The following is a 23,515-nucleotide window of genomic DNA, read 5'->3' on the forward strand; positions in this document are numbered from 1 at the left end:
TAAAAATATATATAATTTATTTAATTGAGATAATTGACGACTTAAGTCTTAAAATAAATTCCTTTGAAAGTGGTGGTTTAGTAAGACCGCGTACGGATATAAAAGAGCCTTCTTTAATATTAGATAAATCTTGATCTTCTTGGAAAGTAACTTCAATTGAATCTTCATCAGACTTTAAAATTACTGTATGTGTATCTTTTGATACACTTTTAACCTCTCCTATAACTTGAAGAATTTTATTATTATAATAATCTGTATCGTCAGCTTTTAAAGATTTTTCAATATCTTTTGGAGTAACGAATGAAATATCATTTGCCTTAGCATTATTTACTATAGAGTCTTCATCTTTAAATTTATCTTTAAAGAAATATATTCCAAAACCTAAAAAAATAATAAATACTAGAAGTACTACAAATAACTTTCTGAATTTCATATAGAAAGCCTCCTTAAATTGTATAAAATTAGATTTATGGTTAGTATTTACATAATTAAGGAATATATATTCAAAAGATTATAAAATAACTTCTTTTAAATAAAAGTTATATTTGATATCATATAAAGAATGGGTAATTATTAATTACACAAAGAAGGAGCGATTAAATGAATTTAAAAGATATATATGGAAAAGAATTAAACACTAAAAAGAATATTTTAGATAGTATTCAAGTAATAAAATCTAAAAAGGATGAATTAAATGAAGAAGAGATGCAAGAATTATATACAGAAGTATATAATAGTATTGAAAATATGATAACAGTAGTTAAAACAAATACAATAATGTATCTTAAAAACAATTTAAAAAAAGAACTTTCAAAATATGTTAAAGACATAGATCCTAAAAAGAAAATACTTTTATAGAATTCTTCAAAGGTGCATATCCTAATAATAAAAGAAAAAAAGATTTCACATGGGTTCTTATGGATATAAATAGAATAACAGAAGAACAAATATGGGAAACATTAACTTACATAAATAGAATTTGCTTAAAGGGTGAAAGAATAAATAGTGAGCAAAAGCAAGACACTTTAGACATGATAAGTAAATTATTAAAGTCAAAAGATATGAAATACATAAATGGTATTAAGAGTTTAGAAAAGCTTACTGATGTTTTAAAAATTAAAATTATACCAAATAGAGATGGTGGATATAAATATAGACCTTTATAGGGTCTATTTTTTTTATAAATAATTACTTGACTATAACGCTGCGTAATAGATTACTATATATTTATGAAAGAAATTTATAGTAAATGGAGGGAGAGTATTGGACTATACAGTAAAAGATATTAAAAGTATTGCAAAAGTAAGTGCTAGAACATTACATTACTATGATGAGATTGGTCTACTAAAACCATCAAGTATAACAGAGTCAGGATATAGGCTATATGATGATAGTAAACTTTATAGACTTCAGCAAATATTATTTTTTAAAGAACTAAAATTTTCATTAAAAGAAATAAGTGAAATATTAGATAGTAATGGGTTTGACAGGGAGTATGCCTTAGAGATGCAAAAAGAACTTTTGTTTAAAGAAAAAAAGAGGATTGAAGATATTATTGAATCTTTAGATAAAAGTTTATGTGAAATTAGAGGAGGAGAGAAAATGAATAAAAAAGAAATGTTTAATGGATTTGATATAACTGAAATAGAAAAACATAAAGAGAAGTATGCAAAAGAGACTAAAGAGAAATATGGAGAAAGTGATGCATATAAAGAAAGTGTAGAAAAGACTATAAAGTATGAAAAAGAAGATTGGCAAGATATATATAAGGAGATGGAAAGCATATTTAAATCTATTGGGGATAATATGGATAAGGGTGCAGATAGCTTAGAAGTTCAAGAATTAGTAGAAGCGTGGAGGCAATTTATAAACGATAAATTTTATAATTGCACTTTAGAAATATTTGAAGGTCTTGGACAAATGTATATTCAGGATGATAGATTTACCAAAAATATAGATAGAACAAAAGAGGGGCTAAGTGCGTTTTTAAGCGAAGCTATAGAAATATATTGCAATAATTTAAAATAACCTTAATAAATTCATAACTTTACTTATATAAATATATAAAGAGATTTACAGAATAAAAATTTTAGTTAAAGGAGTAGGAGTTGTGAAAAGGGTTGTTTTAAATATAGTTATTTTAATTATTATGATAATAATCCCCTTATTGCCATATAAAAAAGAATATGATCCTAGTCTTTTTGATGAGAATAAAATAAATTTGCATGTTGAGTATGATAGTAGTAATGAAAACTTAGTCGTTATAAAAGGTTCTGGTTATATAAAGAGGTATGCAAGTGTAAATAGATTAGGTAATATAAATTTTTCCGAAGTTAAAATAGTTGGTAATATCCCATATAAAGAAATCTCAAATTATAGAATAAGAAAATCAGAGAAAAGAAAATTCTTTATAAAAGGAGAATTTTTAAAGGAAAATAAGACACCAGAAATATTAACTTTAAATGTAACTGAGTGGGCGCCTTTAGAAGGCTATGTGAAGTTAGTTGAGACAACTATTTGGCATAAATATAACTTAAGTTTATGGTTTACTTATTTTGGAGCTATATTAATATTTTATAGTGTTTATATAATATTGAAAAATTATATTAACTGGAGCAATTGATAATTCAATTGCTCTTATTTTTTAAAAACTTTATTATATTATGAAAATTAACTTTACTCATATTAGAAAGTTAATTATATTTATAATATAGGAAAGTGAGGGTGAATTTATGAATAACACTCAAAGGGTATATCATGCACTTAAGAAATTTTATGGTTATGATAGCTTTAGAGAAGGTCAACTTGAAATAATAAATACAATTTTAAATAAAAGAGATTCATTTATTTTAATGCCTACAGGTGGTGGAAAATCTATATGTTATCAAATACCAGCAATTATATTTGATGGAATAACACTTGTAATATCACCACTTATTTCACTTATGAAAGATCAAGTAGATGGGCTAAAAGAGAATGGAATTAATGGTATTTATATAAATAGTAGTATAAGCAATGATAAAATCAAAGAGATTTTAAAGGATGCATCACTTGGTATTTATAAAATAATATATATAGCGCCAGAAAGACTTGAATCAAACTATTTTAAAAATATAATAAAAGATTTAAATATATCCCATATAGCAATTGATGAGGCCCATTGTGTATCAGAGTGGGGTCATGATTTTAGAAAGAGTTATAGATACATAAAACCTTTTTATGAAAGTCTTAAAGAAAGGCCTGTAATTTCATCATTTACTGCAACAGCAACGGAAGAAGTTAGAGTAGATGCAATTAAGCTTCTAGGGTTACATAATCCTTATAATTACTTAGGTGATATCAATAGAAGTAATTTAAATATTACTGTCTTAAAGGAAGTAGATAAAGAGGAAGAACTTAAAGATATTATAAGAAGCCACGAGGATGAGTCAGGAATAGTATACTGTACTTCAAGAAAGGAAGTAGATATAATTTATGCAAGGTTAAATGATTTAGGTTATAGCGTACTTAAATATCATGCTGGAATGAAAGAGGAGCTTAAAGAAAAATCACAAGAAGACTTCTTGTTTGAGAAAAAGAATGTAATGATTGCAACAAATGCTTTTGGGATGGGAATTGATAAATCTAATGTAAGATTTGTAGTGCACGCATCAATTCCTAAAAACTTAGAAACTTATTACCAAGAGATTGGTAGAGGGGGAAGAGATGGAGAATCTTGCGACTGTTATCTTTTTTATTCAAGAGATGACATAAGAAGAGTTGAGTTTCTAATAAATAAAAGTAGCATAATAAGTAGACGTGAAATAGCACTTAGAAAACTTCAAGAAATGGTTGAATATGCCGAAACTGAAGGGTGTTATAGAGAATATATACTTAAATATTTTGGAAATAAATACATAACAAACTTTTGTAACAATTGTTCTAATTGCTTAAACAGTGAAGATATAAAAGATTTTACTCGGGAGTCTCAAATAATATTATCAACAATATTTAGAACTAGAGAAAGATTTGGAGTATCAGTTTTAATTGATATATTAAGAGGAATAAGAGGACCTAAAGTTACTAAGTATGATCTTCATAAAGTTACAACATTTGGACTTATGAAAGAGTATAGTAGTAGTTTTATAAGAGATATAATTAAGAATCTTTTAGCTTTGAAATATATTGATCTAAAGCCTGGAACTTACTCAATGCTTATATTAAATAATAGTTCTATTAAAATATTAAAGGCAGAAGAAAGAGTATTTATGAAGCTTGAAAGAATGGAAGATACTATATTAAATAAAGATATATATAATGCATTAAAATCTTGGAGAAAGATAAAAGCTATTAAAGAAGATATAAGACCTTATATAATTTTCTCAGATAGAACATTAATAGATATTTCAAATATTAAACCAAAAGATGAAGAGGCTCTTATGAACATAAGAGGAATGGGAGAAAAGAAAATTAAAAAATATGGTAGAGAGTTATTAGATATAATTACTAAAAAAATGTAAGTAAATTCATTCTATGATACAATTATTTTAGAATGCTTAATTTGAAGTCGTAAATTATAAAAAAAGAAGGGTAACCTTCTTTTTTTAATTTAATATCTCAATTATTCCTAGGATAAATAAAAGTAATCCTGAGATAAATGATGCATATTTACCGAGAAATTTACCAAGAACATGATCACCTAAAGATTGTCCTATTAAAATAGTTAAAATACTAAAAATAAAAGTAAGTAGCGTTACAAGATAAATACTTATACCGGTTACACTAGCGGCTATCCCTGTACCTAGATTGTTAAAAGTTAAAGATAGGGCAAGGAAAAAAGTATCTTTAGAACTAATTGTTGTGCAATATCCATTTTTAAATACTTCTACTTTGGTTTTAGAATTTTTATTTTTTAAATCGTCAGTAATAGATTGCATTATAAAATAAAGTCCTATTAAAGATATAACTACAGCTCCAATTAAATTTGAAATGTAGTTTGGTAAAAAATTAGTTATGTAATTTCCTAAAGACATAGAAAGAAATGTTCCAGTTGTAGATACTATAGCTATTATAAGATTTGATGAAAAAGGTATTTTTAATTCTTCAGATCCGTAAGAAATACCAATAACTAAATTATCTAAATTGGAAGATATACTAAAAATTAAAGCTGTTAAAAAAGCCAATGTTAAAATCCTCCTCATATATTATAATAAATTTAAAAGCCTACTAATGTTTAAGAATACATTAGTAGGCTTTTCTTATACACTATATTTTTTTATTATTCAAAATAACAAACTATTGGTGTACCAGGTTCAATATTTTCAAATATTGTTTTTGCAAGTTCAGGAGGACAGTTTACACATCCGTGAGAACCGCTTGTCTTATAGATTTCTCCTCCAAACTTATCTCTCCATTTTGCATCATGCATACCAATACCACCATTAAAAGGCATCCAGAAATCAACAGGTGTACTGTAATTTTCTCCTTTTAAAGTAGCATTTTTTTCTTTATAGTTTAGGCTGTAAACTCCAGGTGGAGTACCAGTTTTGTTACGTTCATTTCCTGTAACTACATCACCTTGTGCAACAAGAGAACCATCTTTATAGAACCATAAATGTTGTTTTGATAAATCAATTTCAACAAATGTATCACCTATATCTGATAGTCCGTGAACTTTTGCTTTTTGAGCATAAATAGGTGCTTTTGTAGTAGTTTCTCCATTTTTTATAAGAGATTCTAGAGCGCTTGTCTCTTCTGAAACATTAATTTTCCATCCGTAAGAACCACCGCTAACTTTTACATTTTTACCAGTTGATGATTTGAAGTCTCTTGTTTTACCAGCTGTATTATATTTATTAGCAAGTGAAACTACAAAGTTTTGAACTTTACTATCATCAATTGAAACTTTCATGTCTTTGCTAACATTTAGCCAGTTATGAATTAATGATCCATCAACAATATCTGTATAATCACCTATTGTATAAGTGATTTTTGCTGATATATACTTATCTAATTGTTTTTTAGCTTCTATAACTTCTTCTGATTTAGATGTATATGTTGGATTTTCATAGCAATTTGAAGAATCTAAATTTAAAGTAGTTTCTCTATTAACTATTGAATTAACAACATCATTATATAAAACAGAAGCTTTTACTTTATTTCCATAAACCTCAGGAACTATCTCATAACCACTTGTAGTATATTTGAAGCTTGCATTCTTTGGTTTAACTAAAGTATCTTTATCGAAATAAGGTAAACTATTAAAATATTCTTCTAATTTCTCTTTATTATAAGAAATTACCCCAGGGGCTTCGTAAGTGTATTTTTTGAATATTGAACTAATCCATCCAAATGGATTTTGACTATCTTTTAAACCCTCAATTTTACCGTTAGGATTATATTTAAGATCAATATCAGATGCAGTTATTTTTGAATTTGTATTATCTCTTCCGACTAATTCTAATGAATATGAGTCAGCACCGTGAGATAGAGCTTGTTCAACTTCTTCTACTGTTTTACAAGAAGCATTTATTCCGTTTATTTCAGTTTTAAAATAAAAATGCTTAGTAAAATAAATTGATATACATAAATATAAAACTAAAAGAGTAAATAGTGAAATTGTAATACCAGCAATAAGTTTATTATCTGTGATTTTTTTTATAATGTCTTTTTTCATAACAACAACTCTCTCCAAAACTATTAATAATTACAATAGTTATACTATTAAATAATTTAAAATTTGTACGACATTTATTATATTATCATTTAAGTTATAAATATAAAACTACAAAATGGTTAAAATTTCAGAATTTAAATATTATTAATTATTTGAATTGAAAATAAAATTACATAATATTGGTATAAAAGTAATAATAATGATAGAAAACAACTGTTATAAAATTTTTAATCAACAAAATAAAAATTTCTAATTTAGTTTTTTTGTCATAGATTAGTAAATATAGTGAATATATTTTAAGTAAAGGGAGGGAGTAGATTATGGATTTTAAGGAATTTATTCAAATTGATAGAGAAGGTAGAGAAAAGGAAAGGTTTAATGGTACATTTTTAGATTATTTAGAATTAGTTAAGCAAAACCCGGATATTGCAAAGTTATCTCATAAGAGAATTTATGACACAATACATGCAATGGGGGTTGAAACATTAAAGGGAGAAGAAAATTACAAAGTTAAGAGGATATATGGAAATGATGTTATAAGACAATACGGATTCTTTAAAGATAACTTCTTTGGGATTGATAAAGTATTAATGAAATTAGTTAACTATTTCCATTCAGCTGCAATGAAAGGAGAAGAAGCAAGACAAGTACTTTATTTAGTTGGACCAGTTGGTGCTGGTAAGTCTTCTTTAGTTGAATCACTAAAAAAAGCACTAGAATCTTGTGAATCAATATATAGCATAGACGGATGTCCTATGCATGAAGAACCACTTCACTTAATACCTAAACATTTAAGACCTAAGTTTGAAGAACTTTTAGGCGTTAAAATTGAAGGAGATCTTTGTCCTGTATGTAGATATAGACTTATGAATGAGTATAAAGGTAAATATGAAGATATGCCTGTTACTAAAAAGAGCTTTTCAATTAGATCAAGAAAGGGAGTTGGGGTAGTACCACCAGTTGATCCGAATAACCAAGATACTTCAATTCTTACAGGTTCAATTGATATTTCAAAAATGGATATGTATCCAGAAGATGACCCTAGAATATTCTCATTAAACGGTGCATTTAATGTTGGTAATAGAGGAATGGTTGAATTTATAGAAGTATTTAAAAATGATGTTGAATATCTTCATACAATCATTACAGCCACACAAGAGAAGTCAATTCCATCACCAGGTAAAGGTTCAATGATCTATTTTGATGGTGTTATAGTTGCTCACTCAAATGAAGCTGAATGGAATAAATTTAAGGCAGATCACACAAATGAGGCTATATTAGATAGAATAGTAAAAATTGAAGTTCCATATTGTTTAGAACTTGATGAAGAAAAGAAAATATATGAAAAAATATTAAAGAAGAGTAGTTTTAATGCTCATATTGCACCTCATACAATAGAAATAGCTGCAATGTTTGCAATACTTTCAAGACTTACTGCTTCAAATAAAGTTGATCCAACAACAAAACTTAAAATATATAATGGTGAAGAAATAGTAGAAAAGGGATCAACAAAGAGAATTGATATATCAGAATTACGTGAAGAAGCTGGCTCTTATGAAGGAATGAAAGGTATATCAACTAGATTTATAATTAAAACAATTGATAATGCACTTTCAAATTCAGAGCATAACTGTATAAATCCATTAAGTATTATGGAAAGCATAATTAGATCAGTAAAAGAAATGGATATTGGATCTGATGATAAGAAGAGATATTTAGGATTTATACAAGATACGATAAGAAAAGAATATAACAAAATTTTAGAAAAAGAAATAACAAAGGCATTCATCCATTCATTTAGAGAGCAAGCTGAAAGCCTATTTAATAATTATATAGATAATGCAGAAGCTTTTGTAAATAAGAGTAAAATTAAAGATACTTCAACTGGAGAAGAATTAAATCCAGATGAAGAATTCATGAGAAGTATAGAAGAGCAAATAGGAGTGTCTGAATCATCAGCTAAAGGCTTTAGAGCAGATGTAACATCATATATGTTCTATTTAGTAAGAAATGGTGGAAAAATGGATTATACATCTTACGAGCCAATTAAAGAAGCTATAGAAAAGAAACTTATAACCTCAGTTAAGGATCTTTCAAGAATAATAACTAAATCAAGAGTTAGAGATAAAGAGCAAACTGAAAAATATAATGCTATGGTAGAAGAAATGCAAAGAAATGGTTACTGCCTACATTGCTGTGATGTAATCTTAAAGTATGCTGCTAACAATTTGTGGAAGGATTAATTAGAGGTTATGGCAATCTTTAGAGATAACACGATAAATCCAGTAGATCATGATAGATCTATAGAAGATAGAAGAAGGCACAGGCAATTAGTAGAAAAGTCCATTAAAGAAAATTTAGGAGATATTTTATCAGAGGAAAGCATTATTGGAGAAGGTAAAAATAAAAAGTTTAAAATTCCTATAAGAGGGATTAAAGAATATCAGTTTGTTTATGGTAAAAACTCTAAAGGAGTTGCAACAGGAACTGGGGAAGAAAAAAGAGGGGATAAGTTAGGACAAGGGAAACCAAATCAAGGACAAGGTGGAAAAGGTGCAGGTAACTCTGAAGGCGATGAAGTATATGATACTGAAATAACTTTAGAGGAACTACTAGACTATATTGTGGAAGATTTAAATCTTCCCAATTTAGATAGAAAGAAATATTCAGAAATAATATCAGAAAGTGCTGGTAGAAGAAATGGATATCAAAGGTATGGAATAAGACCAAGACTTGCTAAAAAGAAAACAGTAATGTCAAAAATAGCTAGAAAGCAAGGGAAGAAGAGAGCACTAATGGAAGAGGGAGAAAACCCTTCAGGAGTTACAAGGTTCCCATTTAGAGAAGAGGATTTAAGATATTATAGAGTTAAGCAAAAACCTAGAAGAGAAAGTAACGCTGTTATGATTTTTATAATGGACGTATCCGGATCTATGGACAGTACAAAGAAGTATTTAGCTAGATCTTTCTTCTTCGTATTATCAAGATTTTTGAGAAGAAAATATAATAATTTAGCATTTGAGTTTATTTCTCATACAACAGTTGCTAAAAGAGTTAATGAATATGAATTTTTCCATAAAGCAGAATCGGGAGGAACTTATATATCAAGTGGACTTAATATGGCTCTAGATATAATAAAAGAAGATTATCCAAAGGATATGTGGAATATATATCCTGTATACGCAAGTGATGGGGATAACTGGACTGAAGATAATGAGAAAGCAATGACAGCAGTAAAAGAGCTTTGTAGCTTTAGTAATATGTTTGGATATGCAGAGTTACTGCCATCAACTTACTCAACAACTATGTATTATAGATTTAAGAAAGAAATAAATGAAGATAACTTTACTCCTGTTATTGTTAAGGAGAAAAAGGACATGTGGGAAGCTTTAAAAGTTATGCTTAGTAAGGAAATGGAGGAGGAAACTTAAATGGAATATAATTTAAGTGATTTAAAAGTTTGGAATGATAAGATAGAAGAACAAGCAAAAAAATTAGGATTAAATTATTATCCACAGGAGTTTGAAGTAATTGGCTTTAACGAGATGATAGGATATGAAGCTTATGTTGGGATGCCATCTAAGTATCCTCATTGGAGTTATGGTAAATCATATGAAAAAAATAAAACTCTATATTCATTAAACCTTACAGGGCTTCCTTATGAAATGGTAATAAACTCAAATCCTTGTCTTGCATACCTTATGAAAGATAATACATTATTACTACAAATATTAACAATGGCTCATGTTTATGGTCATAATGATTTCTTTAAGAATAATAGGCTGTTTAGAGAAGGAACTAATGCAAATAGAGCCCTTGAAATGTTTAAGCTTGATGCAGAAATAATAAGAGGCTATATAAATGATCCTAATGTAGGGTATGAAAAAGTTGAAAAGGTATTAGATGCAGCACATGCAATAAGATATAGTATCGGAAGAAGTATAGGAGTTAAGGAACTTAGTGATTCTGAAATAAGAACTAGAAGGATAAAAGATTATAAAGATGCTATTTCAAATAGAGAATTTTTAGATATGGATAAAGAAATAGAACCACCGGAAGTGGATAAAATACCATTAGAACCGCGTGATGATGTTGTTGGATTTATAATTAAGCATGGAAAGTTAAGTGAATTTGAGAGAAATATATTAACTATTGTAAAAAGAGAAACAGAATATTTTATGCCTCAGATTGAAACAAAAACAATGAATGAGGGATGGGCATGTTTCTGTCATTATACAATACTTAAAGAGTTAAACTTAAATGAAGGTTTATATCTTGAATTTTTAAAGAGGCATAATGATGTTGTAGCTCCAGTTGAAGGTGGACTTAATCCATATTATATAGGATTTAAAATATTTATGGATTTAGAAAAGAGATGTGGAAGAGAAAAAATATTTGAAGTTAGAGAAATTGAGAGGGATTCATCTTTCCTTAGAAGATACCTTACACGTGAATTATGCGAAGAACTTAATTTATTCCAATATGGAAAGAGGAGTTTTGATTTTGTCATAGAAGAGGTTGCAGATGATAGAGGATGGGAAAGTATAAGGGATAGTTTAGCTTTTGCATCAGGTATAGGAAGTATCCCCCATATACGAGTTATAGATTTAAATAAAAGAGATAACACTCTAACTTTAGAGCACGTTTTTGATGGCAGGGAACTAGAACTATCATATGCTAAAGAAACTTTAAGGTATATAGGACGACTTTGGGGTGATAGGGTAAGACTTAATACTAAAGATAGAAATGGTGAAAGTTTTGCATTTATATGTGATAACGGAAAAGTTGCAATATCAGATTGTAACAAAATTAAATAAGTTTGAATAAATTATAAATGTAACCAATTAGTATAGAGGAAATATAAATGAATTTAAAAGGAAGTAATACAGAAAAAAATCTTTATAAAACATTTGCTGGTGAATCAAGAGCTAGAAATAAATATAATTTATATGCAGAAGCTGCAAGAGAAGAAGGATATAGATGGGTCGGAGAAATATTTGATGAAACAGCAGCAAATGAATATGCGCATGCAAGAGAATCTTTTAAAAGATATTTAAAGAAAATAGGATCTACTGAAGAAAATCTAATTGATTCAGCAATGGGAGAAAAAGAAGAGGATGAAAACATATATAAAGAATTTGAAAGAGTTGCAAATGAAGAAGGATTTAAAGAAATAGCAGCATTTTATAAAGAACTTCGTGAAGTTGAAGATAGTCATAAAAAAAGATTTTTATCTTTAGCGGAAAGAATAAAGAATGATAAAATGTTTAAATCTGATAAAGTAACTTACTGGCAATGTATGAACTGTGGATATATTCATGAAGGTACTGAAGCACCACTTGTTTGTCCATTATGTAAATATAAGAGAGAATACTTCATGCCATACTGTAAGAAAGAATAAACTTTTAGGAGGCTATTTTATGTATTGTAGATTTCCAAGTAATGGAGAATACTTCTTAAGAGTTATTGAAAGTTCTGATACTTTTATGAAAGAGTTTATAGAACTAGATAACACAAGAGAAGATTGTTCCTCAAACGACAAAAGGGATAATGAAACTATAAATTTTTTTGAAAGTAAAATTGTAGAAGATAAAGATTTGTTAAATGATTTATCAAAGTGGAAAATTTTTGATGATGAATTTGCAAGAGATTGCACTTATAAATAAAATGTAGGAGCGTATCAGAAAAACTAGAAGAAGTCTAAAAATATTTTGGTAACTTAATTTAATGTTATACTTCATATTTTTAGGCTTTTTTTAGAATTTAAGTTGATATAGCTCTTATTTTTTAGGAGGTATTTTATGCATAATAAAGTTATGGATGATCATTTTTCTGAATTGATTAAAATGAGTGACCTTTTAAAAACATTAGTAGATTCATATAGATTATTAATAGCTGGTGCTGTTGATGTTAATATACTTCCAGTTAGAAGGACTAAAGATGTTGAAAGGGCATTAGATAGAGCAGATGAAGTCGGTAAATTAATTGATAGAATAGTTGAAGTTATGGATGACTATGAGTACAGCTATATAAAATTTAGTAAAATTAAAAATGAGGTTGTATCTTTAAATTATGAAAAGAAAAAGGTTAAGAATGAATTAAATGATGTGATTCAAACAGAAATAAATAATGAATTAAATTTTTTTAATAATCATCACACAGAGAGAGAGGAAGAAGATGACTTTGAAAAATAAAATATCCTAGAATTAATAAAAATTCTAGGATATAAAATAACCAATATTATAATTTTTTCAACTTAATTGTACTTACCATTAGGTAAGAACCTAATATCATTAATATTACTGCTATTACCATCATTACAGATGTTATGTTTGCTTTAAAGAAATACGCTATTATTAAAGCAAAGAAAGCCATAAAGCAACCTGCAATCGTAATTGGTATACCCTTAAATACTCCATCAAAATCAGAAGTATTGTATCTTGCTAATCTGAAAGCTCCACAAATTGGGAAAGCTAAAAGTATAGCATAACCAAATAATCCGAATGGTCCAAATCCTTCTAAACCGAATAAAACAAATATCAATATTGAAGGCGCAACTCCAAATGATACTAAATCAGCTAAAGAATCTAACTCTTTTCCAAGTTCACTTGATACTTGAAGGTATCTAGCAACTCTTCCGTCATATCTGTCTACAAAACCAGCTAATAATATTAGTAAAGCAGATTGAACATATTTACCCTCGAATGTTGATAATAAAGATAATACCCCACATGATAAATTAATAAAGGTAAATACATTAGGAATACAACTTTTTTTCATATAACCACTCCTAAAAATCTTAAATAACTTACAGTATGTAATTATAGCATACAAATGATTATAATATAAGGGAAAAATACTAGTTTAAGAAAATCTTTAGGTAGTATTAAGAATTAAAATATCAATATGTAAATATATTTAAACAGGTACTATAGCATAAAATTAAGATATGATTTTATAGACAATAATAGGAAGCGAATGTATAATTAAAAGTAATGCTACTATAATGAGGAGGAATAATTATAATGCAAAAGGTACGTTTTATTTATAACCCGTACTCGGGGGAAAATGCTATTTTAAATGAACTAAACAACGTAATAAAAATTCACCAAGATGCGGGATATCAAATAGTGCCATATATGATAGAAAGAGGCAAAGATATAATAGAATCATTAGATTGTATCGACAATAGCTATGCATATATTCTTATAGCTGGAGGAGATGGAACTGTAGATTCAGTTTTAAATGCTATGATGAAAAGGAATATTAAGCTTCCAATAGGGATACTTCCAGTTGGTACAGCAAATGACTTTGGAAAATTTATTGAGATGCCACAAAATATATCAAAGGCATGCACACAAATTGTTAATTCAAAGCCACAAAAAGTTGATATAGGTAAAATTAATGAGAAGTATTTTATAAATGTTGCAAGTACTGGTCTTTTTACTGATGTATCACAAAAAACGGATGTTCACCTAAAAAATGCAATAGGAAAACTTGCTTATTATATTAAAGGTATAGAAGAACTGCCTAATTTTAGGAAGTTAAAAATTAACATAAAATCAAAACAGTATAACTATGACGGAGAAATGTACTTGCTATTAGTTTTTAATGGTAAAACTGCTGGTAATTTAAATTTAGCAACAAGAGCAGATGCTCAAGATGGAATGCTTGATTTAATACTATTTAAAGCCGTTCCTGTTATAGAATTATTACCATTATTTTTAAAAGTTTTAAGGGGAGATCACTTAGATTCAAATAAAGTTGTTTACTTTAAAACTGATGATGTAATAATTGAATGCAATGAAGATATAGTTACTGATATAGATGGTGAAAAGGGACCGGACTTCCCATTAAGAATACAATGTATAGAAGGTGGAATAGAAGTTTTAGGATTAAAGGAATAATACAAAATAATTATTAATAAGTATAGATAATAGATAGATTTTTAAGGAGTGTACGGGAAATGAACCTTATATATTATATCATTTTATTATCTATACTTTTTTTTACTTTGTTTTTAATACATAAATCATATAATAAAGCACCTAAAAAGATAAAAGTACTTCTTATAGCAAGTCTTACTTTATTTTCTTTAAGAAGTATAACTCTATTATTGATGTGTGTTATAAAAGATGCGTATTTTATATACTATTTAAAATACTTCATTAATCTAAATTATTTATATGTACCAATATTAATTTCTATATTATATTATGTGAATTTTAGATTTGATAATATGAGCTTTAATACAAACTATATTATAGCTTTAATAATAACTGCTTTTTACTTACTAACAATAACTTTAAATAAAGCTATTGTTAGAGTGGATTTACAGTTCGGATATATAATGGAACTTTCAAATAGTAAATTAGTCAGTATTTTAATGATAGTATTACTTGGGGCTTTCTTATTAACAGGATTACTTTTAATAGATAAAAAGAACTCAAAAAAGTGGAATATTATTTTAATAATAGCAATAACATTTATTTTTATTATAGAAAGCTTAGCAATAACAATAAAAATATGGATTTTCCCATATGTAGTAGTTTCAGAACTACTTTTAATATTTATAATAAATAAGTCATTAAATACTTTTAAAGCAATAAAGTGAAAAAAATGTTGCCTTTATAGGGGGTACTTATATATAATATAGGTATATATAAATTGTATTATTTGAAACAAATTAAGGTTTTGTGTTATACAAGGCCGTTTTTTTCACGTCTAATAACTAATAAATTAACAAAAAAAAGGTGGTGTTTTTAAATGGAGGGTGGACCTCAATTAAGTGAGAAACCAAAACTCAATAACATGTCTTGTGGAGTAGTACCTCTGTTTATTAATATTAAGTTTTAATATTTTATTATGAGAGTTTCTATCCTTGAGGCATGAGGAGGAGGCTATTATAATGAAGCAGTTAACAGTATTTTTATATACAAATATATTAGGCAATAAAATATATGATGAATTTGGCGATGTTATGGGAACACTTAGAGATGTTTACGTAACAACAGAAGATGGATATCCTAGAATAATAGGCTATAAAGTTAGAAGAGATGGTTCAATATATCATTATGAGTTTAGAGATATTAATTTTTATGATGATGAAGGAAAAGTAATTATAAAGACTAAGGGAAGTAAAGAAATACTTCCAAGAACGTATAGTTATCTTTTATCAAGACATCTTTTAGATAAGAAAATTGTTGATATTAATGGTAAACAGGTCGTTAGAGTTGATGATTTAAGAATTGCAAAAATTGCAGGAGAATATAGAGTAGTGGCTGTTGAGACAGGTCCACTAGCTAAATATAGAAGAATGGGACTTGGTGTCTTTGCTAAGTTTATATATAAAATAATTGGAAAGAACTATGAAGATACAGTTTTAATGTGGGATGATGTTGAATCATTAGAAATGATAAATAATGATTTAAAGCTTCAAATTCCATACCAAAAACTATCGAAACTTCACCCAGCTGACCTTGCTGATATTTTAGAAGAACTTGATAGTAAATCAAGAAAGCAAGTATTTGAATCTTTAGATGAAGATCTAGCAGCTGATGCACTTGAAGAATTAGATCAAGAATATAAAGGTAAAATTCTTAAAGAATTATCAGAAAGTAAAGCAGCAGAACTTTTAGAGAATATGCCAAGTGATGAAATCGCTGACCTTTTAGATGAACTTGATGAAGAAGAGAGAGAAAAAATATTAGTGAATCTTGAAAAAGAAGATGCTGAAGAGGTTAAAGAACTTCTTGAATACGAAGATGAATCTGTAGGTAGTATTATGGCAAAAGATTTTATATCATTAAACTTAGATATAACAGTTCAAGAGACAGTTGATATTTTAAAAGAGACTGAGCCAGACGAAGAAAATATGTATTATATTTATATAACTGACAATGAAGATAAAGTACAAGGTATTATTTCTTTAAGAGATCTTATTTTAAGTCCAGGCGAAAATAAATTACGAGACATAATGGATACTAATTTTGAGTATCTTAAAAATTATGATAATGTAGAAGAAGCAATAGAGCTTACAACAAAATATGATTTATTATCAATACCAGTTGTTGATGAAGATGATAAGTTAGTTGGTATAGTTATTATTCATGATATTATAGATGAATATTTATATACTTCATGGAAGAAGAAAAATAGAAAAGCATAATAAGAAATTGATATATAAAGCAAGATAATAAGTTTTTAATTAATCATAGACTTACTATCTTGCTTTTACTTATTTTTTTCATAAATATTTGTTGACAAAAACAATGATAAGCATATAATAAGAATATAAAGTTTATCAAATTACTCTGAATTAAAAACAGTGAAAGAGGAAAGTAGTTTAAAGGAAGATTACAGAGAGGAAAGAAGTGCTGAGAGCTTTCTATCAAGAATTTATATGAAGTGCCCTTTGGAGTTGATTATCTGAAATTATAGTAAGGTTATCCGGATTCACCCGTTATAGTGATATGGTATTATATGTGCCAGAATATTAAGAGGAATTAGTATAATTACTAATTCAATTAGAGTGGAACCGCGGAAGTTTACTTCGTCTCTATAGTTTAGAGATGGAGTTTTTTTATATAAAAAAATAATTAGTTATTTCAATGGAGGTATTAAGATGATTTATAACAGCGTATTAGAATTAATAGGAAACACACCGGTATTAAAACTGAAAAAGGAAGACGAAAATAGCGCAGATATTTATGTTAAACTTGAAAAGTTTAATGCAACTGGAAGTGTAAAAGACAGAGCAGCACTTGGAATGATTGAAAGAGCAGAAAAAGCTAACGCTTTAAATACAGGAGATATTATAGTTGAACCAACAAGTGGTAACACTGGTATAGCCCTTGCAATGATAGGTAAACTTAAAGGATATAAAGTTATAATTGTAATGCCAGAAACTATGAGTGAAGAAAGAAGAGCATTAATAAAAGCTTATGGAGCTGAACTTATTTTAACAGAAGGAAAGCTTGGAATGAAAGGTGCAATTAAAAAGGCAGAAGAACTAGGTAAAGAGCCAGGTTACTTTATACCAAGTCAATTTGATAATGAATCAAATAAAATTAAACATTATGAAACAACAGCAGAAGAAATATTAAAGGATATAAAGGATGTTGACGTATTTATTGCCGGAGTTGGAACTGGTGGAACAATAACTGGAGTATCAAAAAAATTAAAAGAAGAATTAAAAAATATTACAACAATTGCAGTTGAACCTGAATCCTCAAAAGTATTAAGTGGTGGAAATCCAGGACCACATAAAATTCAAGGTATTGGAGCAGGATTCATACCATCAATTTATGAAAGCAAATATATAGACAAAATAGTTACAGTAACAGATGAAGATGCTTTTAAAGCAGCAAAAGAATTTGCTGAAACTGAAGGTATATTAGTTGGTATATCAGCAGGAAGTGCAATACATGTTGCTAAAAATATTGCCAAGGAAATAGGAAAAGACAAGAAAATAGTTTTAATAGCACCAGATGGAGGAGAAAAGTATATTTCAATGGGCTTATACGAGTAAGGAGGAATAAAAGCTGTGTTTACAAAATTAAAATATGATTTAAATAGAATACTAAAAGAGGATCCAGCAGCTAGGAGTAAAATAGAAGTATTCTTCTTATATCCATGTGTTCATGCTATTATTATGTATAGGTTAGCTAACAAGCTATATAATCATAAGATGTTCTTTTTAGCTAGATTATTATCACAAACAACAAGGTTTTTCACTGGGATTGAGATACATCCAGGTGCAACTATTGGAAAAGGATTATTTATAGACCATGGAATGGGAGTTGTAATTGGTGAAACGGCAGAAATAGCTGATAATGTTACAATATATCATGGAGTTACTCTTGGTGGAACAGGAAAAGATAAAGGTAAGAGACATCCAACAGTTGGTAATAATGTTATAATAGGTGCAGGAGCTAAAGTGTTAGGACCTATTAAAATTGGAGATAATGTTAAAATAGGTGCTAATTCAGTTGTTTTAAAAGATGTAGCTGATAATTCAACAGCAGTTGGAATACCAGCTAGGATTATCGTAAAGAAAACTGATGTAAAAGATGTCAAAGTAGATAATGATATAGATGAAGAAGAAACAATTAATAACGTTATTGAAATAAGTAATATAATTAGATAATGATGATAAGAAAAAAAGGAAAAGAATAAAACATGGATAAACAAAAAAAGATTATAGAATTTTGTAAATCAATAAATTTAGATTTAGTTGGATTTATAAAATGCAGGGAGTTTAGTGAACTTACTGAGTTTTATGAGAATAGAAAAAAGCTTTTAATTCAAAATGAATTTGAGGAATCTGATATTTCAAAAAGAATTAATCCTATGAAGACTTATATGGAAAATGGAAAGACCATAATTTCAATAGCTTTTCCATACAATAGTAAGGAAAATACTTGTGATAATGGTTTTTCTATTTATACAAAGGGTATGGACTACCATAATGTAGTTCATAGTTACTTAAGTAAAATATGCGAATTTATTAAAGATTTAGGTGGGGAATGTATATCTTTTGTAGATAGTAATACTTTACCTGAAAGATATATTGCAGCACTTAGTGGTATTGGATTCATTGGAAAAAATAATATGGTTATTACTGAAAAATATGGTTCATATATTTTTTTAGGAGAAATAATAACTGATTTAGAAATCTTTAATGAAGATAAAACTACTTTAATACAAATAAATGAATTTAAAAGCTGCAATGAGTGTACTATATGTTATAATGAATGCCCAACGAAGTCTATTAATAAGAATAGAAAAAATCCTAATATTTGTTTATCGTATTTAACTCAAAAGAAAGAGTTAAGTGATAATGAAATAAATCTTCTAAATGGTAGAATTTTTGGATGCGATAGTTGTCAAAATAAGTGTCCATATAATGAAGATATATGTAGGAGTAAATTAAAAGAATTTTATCCTTTGGATTTTATGAAAACTGACAATTATAATAGTATAATTAATCTTAACAATAAAGACTTTAAGGAAAGCTACAAAATAACTTCATGTGGATGGAGAGGAAAGAATACTTTAATACGAAATGCAATAATTCGAAAAAAGAAGTATAAGATGGAAGCAATTGATGATATTAGGAGTGAATCCCCATATATAAAGAGTTATATAGATAGACTTTTATAGTTATGTAGAATATAATATATTGTAGACTAATTAGTAGGAAGTAGGTGAAATATCTTATGTTATCACCATTTATGGTAAAAGTTATAGGGGTATTACCAGAAAGTTTAGTGGTATTTACCGGAAAGAAGATAACAGATAGATACATAAAAAAGTATGCAAATATACATGTTAATGGATACGAAAATCTTAAAAAGATAGAAGGTCCTGTAGTATTTATTTGTAATCACTTAAGTAATTCAGATGGATTAATTTTAAATAAGGTATTAAAGAAAGATTTTGACCCATATTTTGTTGCAGGAGTAAAGTTATCAGCGGATCCTATAACAAATATAGGAATGAAAATGGTTAAAAATATTCCAATAAGACCAAATACAGCTGACAAAGAAGCCATGACAAAGATGGTTAAAGCAGTTAGAGCTGGAGAAAGTCTTTTAATATTCCCAGAAGGAACTAGAAGCAGAACTGGGGCAATGATAGAAGGTAAAAAAGGCGTTTTATTACTTGCAAAAATAAAGAATGCAACTGTAATTCCAATTGGAATGAGCGGAACAGATAAATTATTACCTATATGTACTGAAGGTGATATGGGTGGAGAAGTATGGCATGATGCTGATGTTCAAATAAATATTGGGGCACCTGTTATTCTTCCAAAGAAAGAAAAAGAAGAAACTAAGCATGAACATGATGATAGATGTATGGAAATGCTTATGAAATCAATAGCTAATGAATTACCAGAAAGCTATAGAGGCGTATATAAGTAAAAATATAATGAATTTTAGAAACTCGCTTTTATAGCGGGTTTCTTTGGAATATAAGATGGGATTACTATGAAAAAATGAGGTAGAATTTATGAAAAAGAGAACTAAAGAAATAATAGAAATACTTAAGGAAACTTATCCAGATGCAAAATGTGAGCTTAATTATGAAACTCCATTTCAACTTTTAGTTGCAACTATTTTATCAGCTCAAACTACTGATAAGAAAGTTAATGAAGTTACTAAAGAGTTATTTAAAGAATATCCTGATGTAGATTCTTTTTTAGAATTAACTAATGAAGATTTAGAGAAAAGAATTAAACAAATAGGACTTTATAGAAATAAGTCTAAAAATTTAGTTTTAATGTGTAGACAACTTAAAGAAAATTTTAATGGTGAAGTTCCAAAGACTATGGAAGAACTAGTATCACTTGCAGGAGCTGGAAGAAAAACTGCTAATGTAGTATTATCTAATGCTTTTGGAGTGCCATCAATAGCAGTAGATACTCATGTTTTTAGGGTTGCAAATAGATTGGATTTAGCACATTCAGATAATGTGTTAGAAGTTGAGAAAGAGCTTATGAAGGAGCTTCCTAAAAAAGAGTGGAGCCTTACTCATCATCTTTTGATTTTTCATGGAAGAAGATGTTGTTCCTCTCAAAGACCAAAATGTTTTGAGTGCCCATTAAATCATAAATGTAAATGGGAAGATAAGAAAAAGTATATGTAATAGAAAAGAACTCCTGAAATTCAGGAGTTCTTTTTGTATATTAATTAACTTTGATTTTTAGTTATATCGCTTTGTACTTTTGCAGCTTTAATATTTAATCTATTATTATATATAAACATTACTGCTGAAGCTCCAAGTATTAAGAAATATCCAAGGAAGCTATATTTGTCAGGAAGTTGATTAAATATTACAAAGCCTATTACGGCGGAGAATATTATCTGAGTATAATCATAAATTGAAATTTCTTTTGCTGGCGCATGTTTGTATGCAGCAGTTAAAGCAAATTGTCCGACGGAAGCTGCAACACCTGCCATTAATAAATAAAATAATTGTATTTTAGTAAATGGTGTAAAATCAACTATTAAAAATGGTAAGGTTGAAACAATCGAAAAAAATGAGAAAAAGAAAACTATTGTTGGACCTTTTTCTCTTGGTCCTAAAAATCTAACGAAAGTATAAGCGGCACCAGCACATACAGCTGAAGATACTCCTATAATTGCAGGTATAACTTCAAGACTAAATGAAGGTTTTATTATAAATAAACTTCCTAAAAATGCAACGCATAATATCATTATTTGCTTTGGTGTAATTTTTTCCTTTAAAAAGATAAAAGAAAATATTATTACAAAGAATGGTGATAATTTATTTAGCATATTAGCATCAGCTAATATTAATCTATCTATTGCATAAAAGTTAGCTATTATTCCAAGCGTACCAAAAAGTGCTCTTCCTAAAAGATACTTTCTATTTTCTCTTTTACCAAAAAGACTGTCACCACTTTTAACTATTATGTAAAATGCAACTACGCAACTTACTAAGTTTCTGAAAAAGCTTTTTTCAATTGAAGGAATGTCTCCGGAAAGCTTTACGAAAGTACTCATGAAAGCAAAGGATAGTGCTGATATTATTATGAGTAAAATAGCTTTGTTTTTTTCTTTCATATGTTTAAAATCTCCTTATAAAGTTTTATATGAATAGAGTATACTATTATAAGTTAGAATGCAAATAACAAGTTAAACATATGTATTTTAATAAAAAGTAGTGCTATAATATTAGAAGTTGAAAATTTAAAAAACATACATTTGGAGGTACAATAATGAAAGTCGGAGTCATAATGGGAGGTATCTCATCTGAAAGAGAGATATCACTAAATAGTGGGGAATCAATCTTAGAAAATATTGATAGAAATAAATACGAAGTTGTTAAGATTGTTATAGATAAAAAAGAAGATATAATAAATAAAGTTAGAGATGAAAAAATAGACTTTGCGCTATTAGCACTTCATGGACAATTTGGTGAAGATGGAACTGTTCAATCTGTATTACAAGTACTAGATATACCTTATTCAGGATGCGGACCATTAAGTAGTGCAGCTTGTATGGATAAGGATATGTCAAAAAGTCTTTTAGAATCAGCTGGTATTAGAACAGCGCCTTGGATAAATTTAAGAAGTGTAGAAGAAATAGATTATAAAGAAATAGAAGAACTAGGTTATCCAGTTGTCATTAAACCAACTCACGGAGGATCAAGTGTTGCAACATTTATCATTAAAGGAAAAGATGAGGTGTTAAATGCAGTTGAAGAAGGTTTTAAATGGGATAGCGAAGTTATGATAGAAAAGTTTATAAAAGGTGAAGAGATAACTTGCCCAGTATTTGGTGATGAAATGTATCCAGTAGTAGCAATTAAACCAAACTCAGAGTTTTTTGACTATGAGTCTAAGTATAAAGATGGCGGTGCTGACGAATTCATTATAAACTTAGAAGAGGAATTACATAATGAAGTTTTAAGTATGGCACTTGCAACATATAGAGCATTAAAGTGTGCAGTTTATGCAAGAGTTGATATGATAGTTACAGAAGATAAGGTTCCTTATATATTAGAAGTTAACACGCTTCCAGGAATGACTAAAAATAGTTTATTCCCAAAAAGTGCAGCAGGTAAGAATATTTCTTATAGTGGATTAATAGATAATATTATTGAAGCATCTTTAAAAGAAGTTAGATAGTAATTGCGAGCTGATATACCTTTTTGGGATATCAGCTCTTTTGTTTATTTTATATATGGGATTGGGATGTGAGGGTAGTTGTATAAAATAAAACATCTTATTGTAATGTTCTAATTAGTTGTTGTTTAGGTTGTACTAGTAGAACAACAATAAAGTCAAATTACATAGAAGTTAGTCGAAAGAAATAGGTAAATATATATTTA

General features: G+C 28.0%; 25 protein-coding genes and 1 other annotated feature. Of the genes, 20 read left to right on the top strand and 5 right to left on the bottom strand.

What is annotated here, in order from left to right:
• Positions 1-16 precede the first annotated feature (16 nt).
• Positions 17-433, bottom strand: a complete 417-nt coding sequence (locus RSF37_RS11625) for an OB-fold protein (RefSeq protein ID WP_332564569.1) — start codon at positions 431-433, stop codon at positions 17-19.
• Positions 434-600: 167 nt separating this feature from the next.
• On the opposite strand from RSF37_RS11625, the gene RSF37_RS11630 reads away from it, so the two are divergent.
• The 5 genes from RSF37_RS11630 (at position 601) to recQ (ending at position 4,499) form a co-directional block, all read left to right on the top strand.
• Positions 601-858: a hypothetical protein gene (locus RSF37_RS11630; RefSeq protein WP_332564570.1), complete on the top strand. Its 258-nt coding sequence runs from the start codon at positions 601-603 to the stop codon at positions 856-858.
• A 59-nt stretch (positions 859-917) separates the two neighbouring features.
• Complete coding sequence (locus RSF37_RS11635) at positions 918-1,166, top strand: hypothetical protein (RefSeq protein ID WP_332564571.1); 249 nt, start codon at positions 918-920, stop codon at positions 1,164-1,166.
• 97 nt (positions 1,167-1,263) lie between these two features.
• Positions 1,264-2,028, top strand: coding sequence for a MerR family transcriptional regulator (locus RSF37_RS11640; RefSeq protein ID WP_332564572.1), 765 nt, complete (start codon positions 1,264-1,266; stop codon positions 2,026-2,028).
• A gap of 82 nt (positions 2,029-2,110) precedes the next feature.
• Positions 2,111-2,623: a hypothetical protein gene (locus RSF37_RS11645; RefSeq protein WP_332564573.1), complete on the top strand. Its 513-nt coding sequence runs from the start codon at positions 2,111-2,113 to the stop codon at positions 2,621-2,623.
• A 109-nt stretch (positions 2,624-2,732) separates the two neighbouring features.
• Positions 2,733-4,499, top strand: a complete 1,767-nt coding sequence (recQ, locus tag RSF37_RS11650; RefSeq protein ID WP_332564574.1) for a DNA helicase RecQ — start codon at positions 2,733-2,735, stop codon at positions 4,497-4,499.
• Between the two features lie 84 nt (positions 4,500-4,583).
• On the opposite strand, the gene RSF37_RS11655 is transcribed toward recQ, so the two are convergent.
• Positions 4,584-5,162: a manganese efflux pump MntP gene (locus RSF37_RS11655; RefSeq protein ID WP_332564575.1), complete on the bottom strand. Its 579-nt coding sequence runs from the start codon at positions 5,160-5,162 to the stop codon at positions 4,584-4,586.
• A 95-nt stretch (positions 5,163-5,257) separates the two neighbouring features.
• Complete coding sequence (locus tag RSF37_RS11660; RefSeq protein WP_332564576.1) at positions 5,258-6,655, bottom strand: L,D-transpeptidase family protein; 1,398 nt, start codon at positions 6,653-6,655, stop codon at positions 5,258-5,260.
• Between the two features lie 320 nt (positions 6,656-6,975).
• Here RSF37_RS11660 and RSF37_RS11665 point away from each other — a divergent pair, with 320 nt between their 5' ends.
• From RSF37_RS11665 to RSF37_RS11690, 6 genes are all read left to right on the top strand, one after another.
• On the top strand, positions 6,976-8,898 hold the full coding sequence (locus RSF37_RS11665) for a PrkA family serine protein kinase (RefSeq protein WP_332564577.1): 1,923 nt from the start codon (positions 6,976-6,978) through the stop codon (positions 8,896-8,898).
• Between the two features lie 9 nt (positions 8,899-8,907).
• Positions 8,908-10,086: a sporulation protein YhbH gene (gene yhbH / locus RSF37_RS11670; protein WP_332564578.1), complete on the top strand. Its 1,179-nt coding sequence runs from the start codon at positions 8,908-8,910 to the stop codon at positions 10,084-10,086.
• Positions 10,087-11,472, top strand: coding sequence for a SpoVR family protein (locus RSF37_RS11675; protein WP_332564579.1), 1,386 nt, complete (start codon positions 10,087-10,089; stop codon positions 11,470-11,472). It abuts the gene before it with no gap.
• A gap of 47 nt (positions 11,473-11,519) precedes the next feature.
• Positions 11,520-12,056, top strand: a complete 537-nt coding sequence (locus RSF37_RS11680) for a rubrerythrin family protein (protein WP_332564580.1) — start codon at positions 11,520-11,522, stop codon at positions 12,054-12,056.
• Positions 12,057-12,075: 19 nt separating this feature from the next.
• Complete coding sequence (locus RSF37_RS11685) at positions 12,076-12,321, top strand: hypothetical protein (RefSeq protein ID WP_332564581.1); 246 nt, start codon at positions 12,076-12,078, stop codon at positions 12,319-12,321.
• A 135-nt stretch (positions 12,322-12,456) separates the two neighbouring features.
• Positions 12,457-12,849 carry a hypothetical protein gene (locus RSF37_RS11690; RefSeq protein WP_332564582.1) on the top strand — a complete coding sequence of 131 codons (393 nt, stop codon included), beginning with the start codon at positions 12,457-12,459 and terminating at the stop codon, positions 12,847-12,849.
• A 46-nt stretch (positions 12,850-12,895) separates the two neighbouring features.
• On the opposite strand, the gene pssA is transcribed toward RSF37_RS11690, so the two are convergent.
• Positions 12,896-13,435: a CDP-diacylglycerol--serine O-phosphatidyltransferase gene (gene pssA / locus RSF37_RS11695; RefSeq protein WP_332564583.1), complete on the bottom strand. Its 540-nt coding sequence runs from the start codon at positions 13,433-13,435 to the stop codon at positions 12,896-12,898.
• A 245-nt stretch (positions 13,436-13,680) separates the two neighbouring features.
• Here pssA and RSF37_RS11700 point away from each other — a divergent pair, with 245 nt between their 5' ends.
• The 8 genes from RSF37_RS11700 (at position 13,681) to nth (ending at position 21,304) form a co-directional block, all read left to right on the top strand.
• Positions 13,681-14,562: a YegS/Rv2252/BmrU family lipid kinase gene (locus RSF37_RS11700; protein WP_332564584.1), complete on the top strand. Its 882-nt coding sequence runs from the start codon at positions 13,681-13,683 to the stop codon at positions 14,560-14,562.
• Between the two features lie 332 nt (positions 14,563-14,894).
• A complete protein-coding gene (locus RSF37_RS11705) occupies positions 14,895-15,269 on the top strand; it encodes a hypothetical protein (RefSeq protein WP_332564585.1) in 375 nt (124 codons plus the stop codon).
• Positions 15,270-15,563: 294 nt separating this feature from the next.
• A complete protein-coding gene (locus RSF37_RS11710; protein ID WP_332564586.1) occupies positions 15,564-16,823 on the top strand; it encodes a magnesium transporter in 1,260 nt (419 codons plus the stop codon).
• 150 nt (positions 16,824-16,973) lie between these two features.
• Positions 16,974-17,218, top strand: a binding site (T-box leader).
• A gap of 61 nt (positions 17,219-17,279) precedes the next feature.
• Entirely contained in the window at positions 17,280-18,185 is a 906-nt protein-coding gene (gene cysK, locus RSF37_RS11715; protein ID WP_332564587.1) for a cysteine synthase A, read from the top strand.
• Positions 18,186-18,200: 15 nt separating this feature from the next.
• Positions 18,201-18,803, top strand: coding sequence for a serine O-acetyltransferase EpsC (gene epsC, locus RSF37_RS11720; RefSeq protein ID WP_332564588.1), 603 nt, complete (start codon positions 18,201-18,203; stop codon positions 18,801-18,803).
• A gap of 32 nt (positions 18,804-18,835) precedes the next feature.
• Entirely contained in the window at positions 18,836-19,819 is a 984-nt protein-coding gene (gene queG / locus RSF37_RS11725) for a tRNA epoxyqueuosine(34) reductase QueG (RefSeq protein WP_332564589.1), read from the top strand.
• A gap of 56 nt (positions 19,820-19,875) precedes the next feature.
• Positions 19,876-20,580: a lysophospholipid acyltransferase family protein gene (locus RSF37_RS11730; protein WP_332564590.1), complete on the top strand. Its 705-nt coding sequence runs from the start codon at positions 19,876-19,878 to the stop codon at positions 20,578-20,580.
• Between the two features lie 88 nt (positions 20,581-20,668).
• Positions 20,669-21,304, top strand: a complete 636-nt coding sequence (gene nth / locus RSF37_RS11735; protein WP_332564591.1) for an endonuclease III — start codon at positions 20,669-20,671, stop codon at positions 21,302-21,304.
• 44 nt (positions 21,305-21,348) lie between these two features.
• Here nth and RSF37_RS11740 read toward each other — a convergent pair whose 3' ends face one another.
• Positions 21,349-22,245: a DMT family transporter gene (locus RSF37_RS11740; RefSeq protein WP_332564592.1), complete on the bottom strand. Its 897-nt coding sequence runs from the start codon at positions 22,243-22,245 to the stop codon at positions 21,349-21,351.
• 155 nt (positions 22,246-22,400) lie between these two features.
• On the opposite strand from RSF37_RS11740, the gene RSF37_RS11745 reads away from it, so the two are divergent.
• Positions 22,401-23,312 carry a D-alanine--D-alanine ligase gene (locus tag RSF37_RS11745; protein ID WP_332564593.1) on the top strand — a complete coding sequence of 304 codons (912 nt, stop codon included), beginning with the start codon at positions 22,401-22,403 and terminating at the stop codon, positions 23,310-23,312.
• The last annotated feature ends 203 nt before the right edge of the window (positions 23,313-23,515 follow it).

The organism is Clostridium sp. (assembly GCF_036643715.1).
Lineage (GTDB): Bacteria > Bacillota > Clostridia > Clostridiales > Clostridiaceae > Clostridium.

Excerpts from the sequence above, each read along its gene's own strand:
- RSF37_RS11635 (WP_332564571.1), top strand. The coding sequence starts at position 918 with ATGGATATAAATAGAATAACAGAAGAACAAATATGGGAAACATTAACT.
- RSF37_RS11665 (WP_332564577.1), top strand. The coding sequence starts at position 6,976 with ATGGATTTTAAGGAATTTATTCAAATTGATAGAGAAGGTAGAGAAAAG.
- RSF37_RS11740 (WP_332564592.1), bottom strand. The coding sequence starts at position 22,245 with ATGAAAGAAAAAAACAAAGCTATTTTACTCATAATAATATCAGCACTA.
- RSF37_RS11730 (WP_332564590.1), top strand. The coding sequence starts at position 19,876 with ATGTTATCACCATTTATGGTAAAAGTTATAGGGGTATTACCAGAAAGT.
- RSF37_RS11685 (WP_332564581.1), top strand. The coding sequence starts at position 12,076 with ATGTATTGTAGATTTCCAAGTAATGGAGAATACTTCTTAAGAGTTATT.
- RSF37_RS11675 (WP_332564579.1), top strand. The coding sequence starts at position 10,087 with ATGGAATATAATTTAAGTGATTTAAAAGTTTGGAATGATAAGATAGAA.
- pssA (WP_332564583.1), bottom strand. The coding sequence starts at position 13,435 with ATGAAAAAAAGTTGTATTCCTAATGTATTTACCTTTATTAATTTATCA.
- RSF37_RS11625 (WP_332564569.1), bottom strand. The coding sequence starts at position 433 with ATGAAATTCAGAAAGTTATTTGTAGTACTTCTAGTATTTATTATTTTT.
- RSF37_RS11710 (WP_332564586.1), top strand. The coding sequence starts at position 15,564 with ATGAAGCAGTTAACAGTATTTTTATATACAAATATATTAGGCAATAAA.
- nth (WP_332564591.1), top strand. The coding sequence starts at position 20,669 with ATGAAAAAGAGAACTAAAGAAATAATAGAAATACTTAAGGAAACTTAT.
- cysK (WP_332564587.1), top strand. The coding sequence starts at position 17,280 with ATGATTTATAACAGCGTATTAGAATTAATAGGAAACACACCGGTATTA.
- recQ (WP_332564574.1), top strand. The coding sequence starts at position 2,733 with ATGAATAACACTCAAAGGGTATATCATGCACTTAAGAAATTTTATGGT.
- RSF37_RS11660 (WP_332564576.1), bottom strand. The coding sequence starts at position 6,655 with ATGAAAAAAGACATTATAAAAAAAATCACAGATAATAAACTTATTGCT.
- RSF37_RS11690 (WP_332564582.1), top strand. The coding sequence starts at position 12,457 with ATGCATAATAAAGTTATGGATGATCATTTTTCTGAATTGATTAAAATG.
- RSF37_RS11700 (WP_332564584.1), top strand. The coding sequence starts at position 13,681 with ATGCAAAAGGTACGTTTTATTTATAACCCGTACTCGGGGGAAAATGCT.
- RSF37_RS11630 (WP_332564570.1), top strand. The coding sequence starts at position 601 with ATGAATTTAAAAGATATATATGGAAAAGAATTAAACACTAAAAAGAAT.
- RSF37_RS11745 (WP_332564593.1), top strand. The coding sequence starts at position 22,401 with ATGAAAGTCGGAGTCATAATGGGAGGTATCTCATCTGAAAGAGAGATA.
- queG (WP_332564589.1), top strand. The coding sequence starts at position 18,836 with ATGGATAAACAAAAAAAGATTATAGAATTTTGTAAATCAATAAATTTA.
- yhbH (WP_332564578.1), top strand. The coding sequence starts at position 8,908 with ATGGCAATCTTTAGAGATAACACGATAAATCCAGTAGATCATGATAGA.
- RSF37_RS11680 (WP_332564580.1), top strand. The coding sequence starts at position 11,520 with ATGAATTTAAAAGGAAGTAATACAGAAAAAAATCTTTATAAAACATTT.
- RSF37_RS11705 (WP_332564585.1), top strand. The coding sequence starts at position 14,895 with ATGAGCTTTAATACAAACTATATTATAGCTTTAATAATAACTGCTTTT.